Here is a 13,619-nt window from a genome sequence, read left to right as displayed (position 1 = left end):
ACGTCTGCGTTCGCGGTCGGTTGCGCTATGGCACATCTCTTCAGCATCAGCATTTTTTTTGCCTGGGCGACGCTCGTCGCAGCGGGTGATATCCGATTTCGGCGCGTCCAGAATCCGCTCGTCCTGGCGGGACTGATTGCGGCATTGGCCAGTGCATTTGCCGGTGCCAATCCATTTGGCGTTTCGACGGATCGCGCATTGATCGGCATGCTTGTCGGGCTTGTCGGCCTTTTCCCGTTTTTCGCATTTCGCGTAATGGGTGCGGCAGACGTGAAGGTTTTCGCCGTGCTCGGCGCGTGGTGCGGCATGCATGCGCTGTTATGGCTGTGGGTCGTCGCCAGTCTCGCGGCCGGCGTGCATGCGCTCGCACTGGTGATGCTGTCCCATACGCCGCTCAATGCGCTATGGCAGCGCGGCACGCCGACGATGGCGCTCGGCGCGCGCCGCGCAACCCCTTATGCCGCGTGCCTCGTGGCGCCCGCAGCAATATGGCTCGCCTATCTTGTCGTCACCGGGGGCGCACGATGAAACGACAGCACCCGCCGCGAACCTGGCGGCGCCAGCGGGGCGCGACCGCGGTCGAGTTCGCGATGGTATTCCCGCTGTTCTTCGCGATCTTTTACGCGATCGTGATGTTCGGCATGATTTTCGCGATCCAGCAAAGCCTGACGCTGGCCGCAACCGAGGGCGCGCGAGCCGCATTGAACTATGTCTACGAGGCGAACGGATCGGCGACGAAGGCGCTGACCGACCGGGCGTCGGCCGCTCAGGCGACGGCGGTCGGTCTCACGACGTGGCTGCCGAACGTACAGGTCCCGACGCCGTCGTCGGGGCCGTGCAGCTACGACGGCACGATGTATTGCGTGACGGTCCAGGTGATCTACCCGTATCAGGCTTACCCGCTGGTTCCGTCGCTGCCGCTGTTCAGCTCCTTCATTCCGTCTCAGCTGACCAGCACGGCAACCGTGCAGATCAGTCCGGCGAGCATCCTGTGACGCATCGTGCACGGCGCGGCTCCGGGCCCGGAAGCAGCGCGCGCGCTTCGACATAACAACATTCACTACGGCACCCAACACTTACCATGGCCAACAACTTGACGAAGATCATCGCCGGGCTGCTGATCGCGATCGCCGTTCTGCTCGGGATCTACGCATGGATGCTCGGGCGCGGTCCGGCGCGCGCGCCTGTTGCGGCCGTGTCTCCGGCCGTCGCGACGAAGACCGTGCAGATCGTCGTGGCGGCGCGTCTGTTGCCGGCCGGCCAGCCGATTCCTGCCGACGCGTTGAAGCTCGCGCCGGCGCCGGCATTGCCGACAGGCGGGTTCAACGACCCGTCGCCGCTCGTCGGCCGCGTGCCGGCGAGCGACATCCTCGCCGCATCGCCGGTGCTCGAGAACGCGCTGACGTCGGGGCTCGCGGATCAGGTCGCGCCGGGCGAGCGCGCCGTCGCGGTCAAGGTCGACGAGTCGAATGCGGTCGGCAACCGGCTGCGGCCCGGCAATTTCGTCGACGTGTTCCTGAACCTGCGGCGCGACGGCGCCGGCGGCGTCCAGTCGAGCGCCGAGATTCCGATGACGCAGGCGCGCCTGCTGCTGTCGAAAGTGCGCGTGCTGTCGTTCGGCGACGCGACGCCCGATCGCGATGGCGGCGCAGGCGCGACGGGCGCGGTGCGCACGGCCGTGCTCGCGGTGCCGACCGCGCAGATCGACGCGCTGACGCTTGCCGAGGCGAGCGGCCGCCTGACGCTGGCGCTGCGCAATCCGCACGACGACGAGATCGCTACGCAGACCGTAGCAATGCGCACGGCGGTCAACCAGGCGCCGTCGGCCGTGGCCGCCGCCGGGATGTCGCTCGACGAGCTGTCCGCGGGACGGGCGCGCAACCTGCCGCGCGCACCGGCCGCGCCGAGGTCGCCGGTCGTCGCGCGATCGGGCAACGGCCGCATCGAAGTGATTCGCGGGGGGCGGACCGAGACGGTTGCCTATTGAACAACAGCGGAACGACAGCGCACACGATCATCGACAGCAGCAACGGAAGGGAGAGGGCCGCTCGACGGTCTCCGACACAATGACAAACAAATTGATTGCTTTCGCAATTGCCCTCTGGGCCATGACGTTCGCAGCGCTCGCGGGGGCCGCCGGCGTGAGCGGTTCGATCGACCTCGCAGTCGGTGCGCAGCGGCAGATCGCCGCCGGGCACGCGCTGCAGCGGGTTGCGGTCGGCGATCCGTCGGTTGCCGACGTGCTCGTAATGAAGGGCGGCCGTGCCGGCACCGTCCTGCTGGTCGCGAAGGCGCCCGGTTCGACGAACGTGATGCTGTGGGAGCGCGGCCGCGACGAGCCGACCGTATGGAACGTCAATGTCGTCGATGCGGCCGCGCAGGCCGTGCTCGATGATTCGACGCCCGGTGTGAAGGCCTATGGCGGCACGTCGGTGGTGTCCGGGTCGGCGGTGTCGCTCGATGCGCACGAGCGGGCCGCTGCCGTCGGCAAGCGCATGAGCGGCAAGGATGGCATGGTGATCGACACGTCGACGGTCGGCGGCAAGAACACTGTGCAGGTCGACGTGCGCGTCGTCGAGTTCAGCCGTTCGGTATTGAAGGAGGTGGGCCTGAACTTCTTCAAGCAGAGCAACGGTTTCGCGTTCGGTGCATTCACGCCCGGCGGACTGCAGTCGGTGACCGGCGGCGCGACGTCGGCGTTCCAGGCGACGGCCGGCCTCCCGATCGCATCCGCGTTCAACCTCGTCGTGAATTCGGCCGGCCGCGGCATTTTCGGGAACCTGTCGATTCTCGAGGCCAACAATCTTGCACGCGTGCTCGCGCAGCCGACGCTCGTCGCGCTGTCCGGCCAGAGCGCGAGCTTTCTCGCGGGCGGCGAAATTCCGGTGCCGGTGCCGCAGGCGCTCGGGTCGACGGCGATCCAGTGGAAGCAGTACGGTGTCGGCCTGACGCTCACGCCGACCGTGCTGAGCCCGCGCCGCATCGCGCTCAAGGTCGCGCCGGAATCGAGCCAGCTCGATTTCGCGCACGGCGTGACGATCAACAGCGTGTCGGTGCCCGCGATCACGACGCGCCGCGCCGACACGACAGTCGAGCTCGGCGACGGCGAGAGCTTCGTGATCGGCGGCCTGATCGATCGCGAGACGATTTCGAACGTCAACAAGGTGCCGTTCCTGGGCGACCTGCCGATCATCGGGACGTTCTTCAAGAACCTGAACTATCAGCAGAACGACAAGGAGCTGGTGATCATCGTGACGCCGCATCTCGTTGCGCCGATCGCGAAGGGCGCATCGTTGCCGGCGACGCCGGGCGAGCTGTCCGAGCAGCGCGACGGACCGGTGTGGCGGTCGTTCCTCGGCGGCATTGCGTCGCCCGATGCGGCGCCGGGGTTTTCGAAATGAACGCGGGGCGTGTCGTCGCGCGGAATGCAACCGGGGGTGTTCAACATGAACGCGAGAACCCTTTCCTTGGCTGAGCCCGCCGTGACCGACTATTTCGTGTGCGCGTCGCAGCAGGACAAGCACGTCAGCTGGCTGGGCAAGACGCTGGTGTCGGCCGGCGCGGTCGAGGCCGCGCCGCTCGAGCCGGCCGCGCTCGCACAGCGCATCTCGGGACTCAACCCGGCGATCGTCTTCATCGACTTCTCCGGCGCACAGGCGGCCGCGAGCGCGGCCGCCGCGGCAGTGCGGCTCTCGCATCCGGGGTTGCCGGTCGTCGCGCTCGGCACGCTGGCCGAACCCGAAAGCGCGCTGGCCGCGCTGCGGGCCGGCGTGCGCGACTTCATCGACGTGTCCGGGCCCGCGGACGACGCGCTGCGCATCACGCGCGGATTGCTCGAACACGTCAGCGGCGAGCCGGCGAACCGTCACGGCAAGCTCGTCGCGCTGCTCGGCGCGCGCGCCGGGATGGGCGTGAGCACGCTCGCCACGAACCTGGCGGTGTTGCTGCAAAAGCGCGCAGCGCCTGGCGCGGACAGTCGCGCGGCTGCGTTCGGCGCCACTGCGCCGCACGGCCGGCAGACCGCGCTCGTCGATCTCGGCCTGCCCGCGGGAGACGGTGCACTGTTCCTCAACACGCGTTGCGAATTCCATTTCGTCGAGGCCGTGCGCAACCTGCGCCGCATCGACCGCACGTTCGTCAACACCGCGCTGACCCGCCATGCGAGCGGCGTCGCGCTGACCACGTTGCCGCCGAACCTTGCCGACCTGCGCGACGTGTCGTATGCGTCGAGCGTCGGCCTGCTGAACCGGCTGCGCGCGTTCTTCGACCAGCAGATCGTCGATCTCGGCGGATTCTCGAACCGCGAGTTCGTCGCGCAGATCGCGGCGGCGGCCGACGAGGCGTGGCTCGTCTGCGACCAGGGCGTCGCGTCGATCGTGTCGGCCGTCGATCTGCTCGAAGGGCTGCGCGATACGGGCGTCGACATCGGCAAGATCCGGCTCGTCGTCAACCAGTACGATCCGGCGCTCAACCTGACGCCCGGCCAGATCGCCGAGCGTCTCGGGATCGGCCAGCTGGCGACGCTGCCCGCGCGCCGCGTGCCGATCGGCCATGCGGCCAACCAGGGCCGGCTCATCGTCGACGCGGCCGAGCGCGATCCGTACGTGCGCGCGCTCGAGCCGCTCGCCGAACGGCTGACCGGCGTCGCCGCCGCACCGCGCGCCGCGTCGGGCCTTTCCGCGCTGAAGCGCTTCATTCAACCTTCGTCCAAGCGGTCGTAAGCGATGGCACACGACATTCAATTTGCCGACGGCGCCGCGCCGTTCTCCCAGACGCAGCAATTCCACGACATCAAGAATGCCGCGCACGAGCACCTGCTGACGCGCATCGAGGAACTGGGCGCCGAATTCGGCCGCTGGTCGCGACAGGCGATCAACCAGTTCGTCGACCTGGAGATCGACAGCTTCGTGCGCCTGCGCCGCATTCCGCTGAACGAGAACGAGGTGCGCACGATCGCGGAGGCGCTGACGAAGGAGCTCGCCGGATTCGGGCCGATCGAGGATCTGCTCGCCGATCCGCACGTCGAGGACATTTTGATCAACGGCTACAACGACATCTACGTGTCGCGTCACGGAATCCTGGCGAAGCTGCCGGTGCGTTTCACCGACAACGCGCACCTGCTGCGGATCGTGCGCCGGATCCTCGCGCCGATCGGCCGCCGTCTCGACGAATCGAACCCGATGGTCGACGCGCGGCTGCCGGACGGCGGGCGCGTGAACGTGGTCATCGAGCCGCTGTCGATCGACGGGCCGGTCGTGTCGATCCGCAAGTTCCGCAAGGATCCGCTGAAGCCGGCCGACCTGCTCGGCAACGGCACCTACAACGAGGAGATCGGCGCGCTGCTCGAGGCCGCCGTCGAGGCGCGCTGCAACGTCCTCGTGTCGGGCGGCACGAGCTCGGGCAAGACCTCGCTGCTCAACGCGCTCGCGTTCCACATTCCCGAGCCGGAACGCGTCGTGACGATCGAGGACACGGCCGAACTGTCGCTGAACCACCCGCACGTCGTGCGGCTCGAGAGCCGGCCGGGCGGCTTCGACGGCACCGGCGTGGTGACGATCCGTGACCTGCTGCGCAACACGCTGCGGATGCGGCCGGACCGCATCATCGTCGGCGAAGTGCGCGGCGGCGAGGTGCTCGAGATGCTGCAGGCGATGAACACCGGCCACGACGGCTCGATGGGCACCGTGCACGCGAGTTCCCCGCGCGAGTGCCTGTACCGTCTCGAGATGCTGGCCGGCTTCGCGGGCTTCCAGGGCACGGAGTCGAGCCTGCGCCGCCAGATCGCGAACGCGATCGACTTCATCGTGCAGATCGGGCGGCTGTCCAACGGCCGGCGGCGCATCCTGTCGGTCACCGAGGTGACCGGACTGTCGGACAACATCATCGCGACGCAGGAGCTGTACCGCTACGAGGCGCGCGTGACGCCCGACGGCGAGGAGATCGACAACTGGGAATCCCTCGGCATCCATCCGCATTCGCCGAAGCTCGCGCGCTTCCGTCAGGCGCTGTCGGGCGGCGGATTCGGCGGTGGCGGCAGTGGCGGTGGTTTCGGCGGAGGCGGGTTCGGCGGCTTCGGCCGCGGCGGCGGAGGCTTCAATGTATAGCGTGATGGCGGGCGCGCTGGCGCTCGCGTTCATCTGCGTGGCCGCCGCGCTGCTGCTGTGGCGGCAAGGCGAACGCAAGCGCGAGCGCGCGGACGCGCAGCGCTTCATCGACAGCCGGATCGAGCCGGCCGCGCGCGCGGGTGCGGGCCAGCCGGCAAAGGGCGGACCTGCGACGGCGCAGGCCGCGCGCGCCGCGCAACAGCCGCCCGGCATGGCCGCGGCGCGTTCCGGCCCGCCGGCATCGCGCTGGGCGCGCTGGCGCGACCTCGGCGCCGAGTATGCGGCCAACCTGACGAGCCGCGCCGGGATCGAGGACGCGCGCGGCAAGGCCACGCTCGCGTTGCTGGCGCTCGCCGGCGTGGGGCTCGTCGCCGGCAGCCGCGGCGGGCTGCTCGCGTGCTGCGCCGCGCTGGTCGGCGGCGTTGCGCTGCTCACCTTCTGGCTCGTGTCGCGGATCCAGCGGCGGCGCCTGCTGATCGTCCGGCAACTGCCGTCGTTCCTCGACGGGATCGTGCGCCTCGTCACGCTCGGCAACAGCGTGCCGGCCGCATTCCAGGCAGCGCTGCTGACGACCGAAGCGCCGCTGCGCGGGTGTCTCGACCATGTGTCGCGGATGCTGCGTACCGGCATCGAGATCGACCGCGCGATGATGCACGTCGCGAACGTCTATCACACGAAGGAGTTCGAACTGGTCGGGTCGGTGCTGCGGCTGTCGGTCCGGTATGGCGGCCGCGCCGACGTGATGCTCGACCGCATGTCCACGTTCATGCGCGACCTGGAGCAGGCGGAGCGCGAACTCGCGGCGATGTCGTCGGAAACGCGGCTGTCGGCGTGGGTGCTCGTGATGCTGCCGATCGCGATCGGCAGTTTCGTGATCGCCGCCAATCCGCGGTATCTGCAGTCGATGTGGAACGATTACACGGGGCGGCAGCTGCTGTTCGTGGCCTTCCTGCTACAGGTCGCGGGCGGTCTCTGGCTGTACCGGATGGCTCGGCTCAGGTGACGCGATGACAGCCTATCAACTCGGATCGATTGCCCTGGCGCTCGGCGCTCTCGGGATGCTGCTGCTGGCGGTGCTCGCGGTGCGCCGCGCCGGCGCCCAGACGCGCAGCGGCCGCACGCTGGCCGACGCGCTCGAGCGGCGCGCGGCGGTGCTGGAGGCGGCGGGCGCGCGGGCGGCGCTGGACGCGGGGGCGGCCCGGCAGAACAGCGAAGCGCCGGCGGCAGCCAGCCGTCGGACGCGGGTCGCGATCGTGCTCGACCGCCTGTCGGCGGCCGGGATGCGCTGGCTCGATACGGGCATCGGCCGGCACGTGGTCGCGGAAGAGGACCGCCTGCTGCTCGAGCAGTGCGGCTACGTCGATGCGCGCACGCGCGGACTGTTCCTGAGCACGCGAATCGCCTGCGCGCTCGTCGTGCCGCTGCTGTTCATCGGGTTCGTCGGCGCGCACGTGCACGGCGGGAGATGGCTGCTCGGCGTGGGCATGTCGTTCATCGCCGGCTTCATGTTGCCGAAGCTCTACGTGCGGCGCCGTGCTGCAAATCGCCGGCAATGCGTCGTCGACGAACTGCCGCTGCTTGTCGACATGCTGCGCCTGCTGCAGGGCGTCGGCCTGTCGCTCGACCAGAGCATCCAGGTCGTGACGAACGACTTCAAGGGGATGATGCCGGTGCTGTCGTCGGAGATGGAAATCGCGCAGCGGCAGTTCGCGGCGGGGCGCACGCGCGAGCAATCGCTGCAGCGGCTGTCGTCGGGTTTCGAGAACGAGGATCTGCGCGCGATCGTGCGCTTGCTGATCCAGGTCGACAAGCACGGCGGCGCCGTGCAGGAGCCGCTCAAGCAGTTCGGCGACCGGCTGCGCGAGGCGCGCCGCGCGATGCTGCGCGAGCGCATCGGCCGGCTGACCGTGAAGATGACGGGCGTCATGATCATCACGCTGCTGCCGGCGCTGCTGATCGTGACCGCCGGGCCGGGGATGATCTCGGTGCTGCGCGCGCTCGGGCAGGCGCAGCACTGACGCTGCGAACGGAAGGAACGAAGATGAAACGGATCGGTGGAATCGCGAAACTGGCGGGCGTGGCGGCAATCGCCGCGTCGCTCGGCGCGTGCTCGACGTTCAAGGAAAGCGGCTACGGCGTCGGCGCACAGGCCGAGCGCGCCGCGCTGATGGATGCGGCCGGCCAGAAGCCGGCCGCGCCCGATACGCCGGGCATGTACCTCGGGCTGATCGAGCGGATGCAGTCGCAGGGCCTGTACTACGCGTCGCTCGCGCATATCGACGCGTACGAAAAGCAGTACGGCGCGTCGCCGGAGTCGATCCTGCTGCGCGCCGATGCGCTGCGCATGACCGACCAGCCGGCCGCGAGCGCGGCCGTCTATACGCAACTGCTGAACACGCCGCTCGCGGCGCGCGGGTATCGCGGGCTCGGGCTGATCGCCGGCGCCGCGGGCGATTTTGAGCGCGCGTCGCAGGCATTGTCGCAGGCGTCGGTGCTTGCGCCGACCGATGCGTCGATGCTGTCCGATCTTGCTTACGCGAAGCTGCGCAGCGGCGACGTCCAGGGCGCACGGGTGCCGCTGATGAAGGCGGCCGAGCTCGACCAGAGCAATCCGAAGATCATCAGCAACCTGACGCTGTACCTGCTCGCATCCGGCCGCACGCGCGACGCGCAGAAGCTGATGAGCCAGCAGAAGCTGTCGCCGGAAGTCCGCAACGACATCCGCAACGACGCGACGCGGATCATCGCGGCTTCGCACGTGTGGCGGCGCGCCGCGCCGGCCGTCGCGATGATCGGGTCGGGCAGCGTCGTCGACGTCGCGGAGAGCGGTGCCGCGAAGCGCGCCGCGCCGGTCGCGAGCATCCAGGGATTCGATCCAACCGCGCCGCTGCTGCAGCGGTTCGCGCAATGACAAGACAATCGGGGGAAGCGTCATGACGGACAACGACAAGAAATTCATCGGACCGGCACGCGTGCGCCGTGGCGTGGCGCTGCTCGCGCTGGTCGGCGCGGCCACTGCGGCATACGGCCAGCAGCCCGCGCCGAATGCTTCGGAGATCGGTCATTCGACGGACGCATGGCTCGCGCTGCAGCGCGACAACCAGGCGGCCGCTCCCGCGGCGCCGATGCTCGGCGACGCCGCGTCGCTCGTATACAAGCGCTATCTCGACTCGTTCAAGAACAAGATTCCGGACTCGATGGGCTCGCCGCTGAACGCAAACGGCGGCGTGGCGGGCGGCGGGCAGGGTTCGACGCAGTCTTCTTACTGAGGCAGCGATGCGTCCGGTTCGATTCTCAGGATTGCACATGACCCGGCCTGACTGCCCGCGCAGGCGCGGTCAGCGCGGCGCCGTCGCGGTGATGGCGGCCGTATGGGTGCTCGTGGCGATCGTGATCCTCATGTCGATCGACGTCGGCAACCTGTACTTCCAGCGCCGGGATCTGCAGCGCATCGCCGACATGGCGGCGGTCGCGGCGGTTGCGCGGATCAACCAGACGGACACGAACTGCACGAACGTCAAGACGAACGCGCAGAACAGTGCGACCGCCAACGACAAGAATGCGGTCGGCACCGGGTCGCCCGCGTCGGGGCAGGACCAGATCAACACGACGTGCGGCCGCTGGGATCCGCCGACCGTGCAGTCGTCCGCGTCGCCGCCGCCGAATTACTACGTGAGTCCGGCGACCGTGTTCCCGATCAACGCGGCGCAGGTCACGATGACGCGCAACATGACGTACACCTTCATGGGGCTGTTCGGCGGGCTGGGCGCCGCGCCGACGAAGATCTCGGCGAGCGCGACCGCGCGGGCGACCAATATCGACTCGTTCTCGGTGGCGGGCGGGCTGCTGTCACTCGGCTCGACGACGTGCGGCACCACGGGCGTGGCGGACTGGTCGTCCAACGGCCTGCTCAACATCCTGCTCGGCAGCCTGCTGGGCTCGGGGAGCGCGCTGAACCTGACCGTGGGCTGCTATGGGGCGCTGGCGAGCGCGAACATCCGCCTCGGGGATCTCGCGACGTCGCTGAATGCCGGCACGCCGTCGGGGCTCGTGAATACGACGGTCAGCGTGTCCAGCCTCCTCAACGCGTCGGTGCAGGCGCTCAACAAGAATGCGGCGGCCAACGTGAACCTGGCCGATGCGACGGCCGCACTGAACCTGATCATCCGTTCGCTGAGCGTCAACGTCGGCAACCAGCAGGTGACGGTCATCAACCCGAACCAGGGGCAAAGCCCGCCGACGTCGGCCGTGATTCAACTGGGCGTGCCGCAGGGGCAGAGTCCGGCCCAGGCCGCCAACGCGGCGGCGCAGGCGAATGTCGATCTGTTCGACCTCGTGATGGCCGCCGTGACCCTCGGGAACTCGACGTCGCAGTCTGCCGCGACCGTGAGTCTGTCGACCGGGCAATTGGCCGGTTTCGGATTCCCGACCAATCTCGCCGGGCTGCAGTTGCAGATTCTGACGCCGCCGTCGCCCGCGATCGGCGAAGCGGGGAAGGTCGGCGGCGTCTATCGCACGCAGGCGACGAACAGCCAGATCGGGTTGTCGCTGAATATCGCGCTGCCGGACATCAATCTGTTGGTAGCGACGATCAGCGGACTCAAGATCCCCATTTATCTGCTGGTGGGCGGCCCGGCGACCGCGAATCTCGAGACGATCGACTGCGAAAACAGCACCAGCCAGAAACCGAGCTGGGTCACGATCAGCGCGACGCCGAATGTGGCGAGCCTGTGCGTCGGCAATGCGCCAACGACCGCCTCGGGGTGGATCAATCTGGCGTCGAACAGCGGCTGCCCGGGTACCGCGACGTCGGTCGGGGTGACGGTGACCGTGCCGCTGATCGGGAGCTTTCCGCTGATCTCGTTGCCGATTTCGAGCACCGGGCCGATTCTCACGCTGGGCGCGGGCGGTTCGCAAGGCTCGTCCTCTCCGGCGTACTACAGCAACAGCGCGAGCCCGCCGCAGTTCTGCGTGGAGAAGGACGTCCCGTCGAATTGCCCGGCGTACTGGACGACGAGTTCCGTTCCGCTGAGTTCGCAGATCCTCAACCTGAACATGCTGTCGATCGGCCCGCTGACAATCGCGGGCATTATTTCCGTGCCGATTCAGACGGTGACGCCGCTGGTCGCGGCAATCCTGCAGCCGATCCTGAATCTGATCGTGCCGCTGCTCAACAGCCTGCTGGTGCCGATCCTGAACCTGCTCGGTGCCGGGATCGGCCAGGCCACCGTGCATCAGATCGGCCTGACTTGTGGCACGCCCCAACTCGTTTATTGAAGCTGCTCCCGAAGAATGAGAACCACGCCAGCAATCGAAGAGCTCGACCTGTACGTCTGGGAAGGTAAGGCGGACATCGTCGACCGCGTCGCCCGGTGTATGGCGAGCTTCGACGTCGAAGTGATCCGCGCCGACAACGCGGAAATCTCGCCCGAACGCGCCGCGCTGCGTCCGTCGCTCGCGATCATCAGCGTGACGATGATCGAAAGCGGCGCCGCCTTCCTGCGCGACTGGCAAGCCAACATCGGCATGCCCGTCGTGTGGGTCGGCGCCGCGCGCGATCACGATTCGTCGCAGTATCCGCCCGAGTATTCGCACATCCTGCCGCTCGACTTCACCTGCGCGGAACTGCGCGGGATGGTCGGCAAGCTCGTCACGCAACTGCGCGCGCACGCGGCGGAAACGCTGCGTCCGTTCGAGCTCGTCGCGCATTCGGAATCGATGCAGGCGCTGCTGCACGAAGTCGACACGTTCGCCGACTGCGACACCAACGTGCTGCTGCACGGTGAAACCGGCGTCGGCAAGGAGCGCATTGCGCAACTGCTCCACGATAAGCACTCGCGCTACCGGCTCGGCGAATTCGTGCCGGTCAACTGCGGCGCGATTCCGGATGGCCTGTTCGAGTCGCTGTTCTTCGGGCATGCGAAAGGATCGTTCACCGGCGCGGTTGTGGCGCATAAAGGCTACTTCGAACAGGCCGCCGGCGGCACGCTGTTCCTCGACGAGGTCGGCGACCTGCCGCTCTACCAGCAGGTCAAGCTGCTGCGCGTGCTCGAGGACGGCGCGGTGCTGCGGGTCGGCGCGACGTCGCCCGTCAAGGTCGATTTCCGGCTCGTCGCGGCGAGCAACAAGAAGCTGCCGCAGCTCGTCAAGGACGGCCAGTTCCGCGCCGATCTCTACTACCGGCTCGCGGTGATCGAGCTGAGCATTCCATCGCTCGAGGAGCGCGGCGCGGTCGACAAGATCGCGCTGTTCAAGTCGTTCGTCGCGCAGGTTGTCGGCGACGAAAAGCTCGCGCAGCTTCCGGACCTGCCGTACTGGCTCGCGGACGCCGTCGCCGACAGCTATTTCCCCGGCAACGTGCGCGAGCTGCGCAACCTGGCCGAGCGCGTCGGCGTGACGGTGCGCCAGACCGGCGGCTGGGACGCCGCGCGGCTGCAGCGGCTGGTCGCGCACGCGCGCAGCGCCGCGCAGCCGGTGCCGGCGGAGAGCGCGGCCGAAGTCTTCGTCGACCGCAGCAAGTGGGACATGGGCGAACGCAGCCGCGTGATCGCCGCCCTCGACGCGAACGGCTGGCGCCGTCAGGACACCGCCCAGCAACTCGGCATCAGCCGCAAGGTGCTGTGGGAAAAAATGCGTAAATACCAGATCTTCGACGAGGAGCCCGAGACCCGCGAAAACGAGTAATTAATGAGATAATGGCGCGCAAAATTACAACGACTTGGTGCGGGAATTGCATTTCATGAACCAGATTACGGGGATGGGGCGGGCATGCGTGATGCTCGTCATGTTGGGCGGCATGCAGGGCGCGTATGCGCAAGGCTTGGCGGGTGATCCATCGGCAGCGGTGCAGCAGGCGTCGGCGCCCGTCGTCGCGATTCCGTCGCTTGATTCTCAGGCGCCGATGCAGATGCAGGCGGGCGATACGACCGGCCCGAGCACGGTCGACGAACTGCAGCGCCAGATCCAGGCGCACTCGCTGACGGAAATGCGCACCAGCTACAACGGCAGCTACGGTGCCAGCCTCCTGTTCAACGTCAAGGACGGCGCGTATTTCGTCGCGCTGTTTCAGCAGAAGGCGTTCTGGCGCGTGATCAAGTCCTACGACGAGACGCGCGCGGAAGCGATCTACCGCGATTTCTCGCGCCAGGCCGAGCGTCTTGCGGTCAACGAATTGCGGGCGGCCCGGCTGGAATCGCAGAAGGCGCAGATGGATCGTCAGATCGATGCGGCGCAGGAGCGGGCGCGGCGCCTGCAGGCGGACATTTCGATCGCGCGCGAACAGCAGACGGCCGTGACGGATCGCCAGAAGACGGTGCGCAGCGAAACGGTGGCATTGCAAGCGCAGCAGGCGGAGCTGCAGTCGCAATTGCGCGCGTTGCAGCAGCAGGTGCGCTCGCTGCAGCGTGAAGCCGACGCCGGGTTGCCGGGCGGCGTGCGCTGAACGGAACCGGCCTCGCGCGTGCGGCGACAAGCCGCGCCGCGGCCGGCGTACGGTACAGGAAAGTGACAGAAAAA

At 68.1% G+C, this 13,619-nt stretch carries 13 protein-coding genes; all 13 read left to right on the top strand.

What is annotated here, in order from left to right; translation table 11 throughout:
• Window positions 1-27: 27 nt before the first annotated feature.
• The 13 genes from ACV229_RS04085 (at window position 28) to ACV229_RS04025 (ending at window position 13,545) form a co-directional block, all read left to right on the top strand.
• Window positions 28-528 carry an A24 family peptidase gene (locus ACV229_RS04085; RefSeq protein WP_448081839.1) on the top strand — a complete coding sequence of 167 codons (501 nt, stop codon included), beginning with the start codon at window positions 28-30 and terminating at the stop codon, window positions 526-528.
• A complete protein-coding gene (locus tag ACV229_RS04080; protein WP_448081838.1) occupies window positions 525-995 on the top strand; it encodes a TadE/TadG family type IV pilus assembly protein in 471 nt (156 codons plus the stop codon). The genes ACV229_RS04085 and ACV229_RS04080 overlap by 4 nt, the downstream gene beginning before the upstream one ends.
• 86 nt (window positions 996-1,081) lie before the next feature.
• Entirely contained in the window at window positions 1,082-1,987 is a 906-nt protein-coding gene (gene cpaB / locus ACV229_RS04075) for a Flp pilus assembly protein CpaB (protein ID WP_448081837.1), read from the top strand.
• 79 nt (window positions 1,988-2,066) lie between these two features.
• Entirely contained in the window at window positions 2,067-3,401 is a 1,335-nt protein-coding gene (locus ACV229_RS04070) for a type II and III secretion system protein family protein (RefSeq protein WP_448081836.1), read from the top strand.
• Window positions 3,402-3,446: 45 nt separating this feature from the next.
• Window positions 3,447-4,721, top strand: a complete 1,275-nt coding sequence (locus ACV229_RS04065) for a fimbrial protein (protein WP_448081835.1) — start codon at window positions 3,447-3,449, stop codon at window positions 4,719-4,721.
• 3 nt (window positions 4,722-4,724) lie between these two features.
• Window positions 4,725-6,104 carry a CpaF family protein gene (locus ACV229_RS04060; RefSeq protein WP_448081834.1) on the top strand — a complete coding sequence of 460 codons (1,380 nt, stop codon included), beginning with the start codon at window positions 4,725-4,727 and terminating at the stop codon, window positions 6,102-6,104.
• Window positions 6,097-7,107: a type II secretion system F family protein gene (locus ACV229_RS04055; RefSeq protein WP_448081833.1), complete on the top strand. Its 1,011-nt coding sequence runs from the start codon at window positions 6,097-6,099 to the stop codon at window positions 7,105-7,107. The genes ACV229_RS04060 and ACV229_RS04055 overlap by 8 nt, the downstream gene beginning before the upstream one ends.
• A 4-nt stretch (window positions 7,108-7,111) precedes the next feature.
• On the top strand, window positions 7,112-8,122 hold the full coding sequence (locus ACV229_RS04050; RefSeq protein WP_448081832.1) for a type II secretion system F family protein: 1,011 nt from the start codon (window positions 7,112-7,114) through the stop codon (window positions 8,120-8,122).
• A gap of 23 nt (window positions 8,123-8,145) precedes the next feature.
• Entirely contained in the window at window positions 8,146-9,015 is an 870-nt protein-coding gene (locus ACV229_RS04045) for a pilus assembly protein (protein WP_448081831.1), read from the top strand.
• 22 nt (window positions 9,016-9,037) lie between these two features.
• Window positions 9,038-9,373 carry a DUF3613 domain-containing protein gene (locus ACV229_RS04040; RefSeq protein WP_448081830.1) on the top strand — a complete coding sequence of 112 codons (336 nt, stop codon included), beginning with the start codon at window positions 9,038-9,040 and terminating at the stop codon, window positions 9,371-9,373.
• A 37-nt stretch (window positions 9,374-9,410) separates the two neighbouring features.
• On the top strand, window positions 9,411-11,381 hold the full coding sequence (locus ACV229_RS04035) for a TadG family pilus assembly protein (protein ID WP_448081829.1): 1,971 nt from the start codon (window positions 9,411-9,413) through the stop codon (window positions 11,379-11,381).
• 15 nt (window positions 11,382-11,396) lie between these two features.
• The gene (locus tag ACV229_RS04030; protein ID WP_448081828.1) at window positions 11,397-12,788 is read left to right on the top strand and encodes a sigma 54-interacting transcriptional regulator; all 1,392 of its coding nucleotides are present in this window, start codon (window positions 11,397-11,399) and stop codon (window positions 12,786-12,788) included.
• A gap of 55 nt (window positions 12,789-12,843) precedes the next feature.
• Window positions 12,844-13,545, top strand: a complete 702-nt coding sequence (locus ACV229_RS04025) for a DUF2968 domain-containing protein (protein ID WP_448081827.1) — start codon at window positions 12,844-12,846, stop codon at window positions 13,543-13,545.
• Window positions 13,546-13,619: the final 74 nt, after the last annotated feature.

This window comes from Burkholderia sp. MR1-5-21, from assembly GCF_053427715.1.
The sequence above is the reverse complement of the archived record's forward strand: the minus strand, read 5'-3'. Positions and strand labels throughout refer to the sequence as shown.

Coding starts and splice junctions, on each gene's coding strand:
- ACV229_RS04045 (WP_448081831.1), top strand. CDS start 8,146: ATGAAACGGATCGGTGGAATCGCGAAACTGGCGGGCGTGGCGGCAATC.
- ACV229_RS04025 (WP_448081827.1), top strand. CDS start 12,844: ATGAACCAGATTACGGGGATGGGGCGGGCATGCGTGATGCTCGTCATG.
- ACV229_RS04050 (WP_448081832.1), top strand. CDS start 7,112: ATGACAGCCTATCAACTCGGATCGATTGCCCTGGCGCTCGGCGCTCTC.
- cpaB (WP_448081837.1), top strand. CDS start 1,082: ATGGCCAACAACTTGACGAAGATCATCGCCGGGCTGCTGATCGCGATC.
- ACV229_RS04060 (WP_448081834.1), top strand. CDS start 4,725: ATGGCACACGACATTCAATTTGCCGACGGCGCCGCGCCGTTCTCCCAG.
- ACV229_RS04030 (WP_448081828.1), top strand. CDS start 11,397: ATGAGAACCACGCCAGCAATCGAAGAGCTCGACCTGTACGTCTGGGAA.
- ACV229_RS04055 (WP_448081833.1), top strand. CDS start 6,097: ATGTATAGCGTGATGGCGGGCGCGCTGGCGCTCGCGTTCATCTGCGTG.
- ACV229_RS04085 (WP_448081839.1), top strand. CDS start 28: ATGGCACATCTCTTCAGCATCAGCATTTTTTTTGCCTGGGCGACGCTC.
- ACV229_RS04035 (WP_448081829.1), top strand. CDS start 9,411: ATGACCCGGCCTGACTGCCCGCGCAGGCGCGGTCAGCGCGGCGCCGTC.
- ACV229_RS04080 (WP_448081838.1), top strand. CDS start 525: ATGAAACGACAGCACCCGCCGCGAACCTGGCGGCGCCAGCGGGGCGCG.
- ACV229_RS04070 (WP_448081836.1), top strand. CDS start 2,067: ATGACAAACAAATTGATTGCTTTCGCAATTGCCCTCTGGGCCATGACG.
- ACV229_RS04065 (WP_448081835.1), top strand. CDS start 3,447: ATGAACGCGAGAACCCTTTCCTTGGCTGAGCCCGCCGTGACCGACTAT.
- ACV229_RS04040 (WP_448081830.1), top strand. CDS start 9,038: ATGACGGACAACGACAAGAAATTCATCGGACCGGCACGCGTGCGCCGT.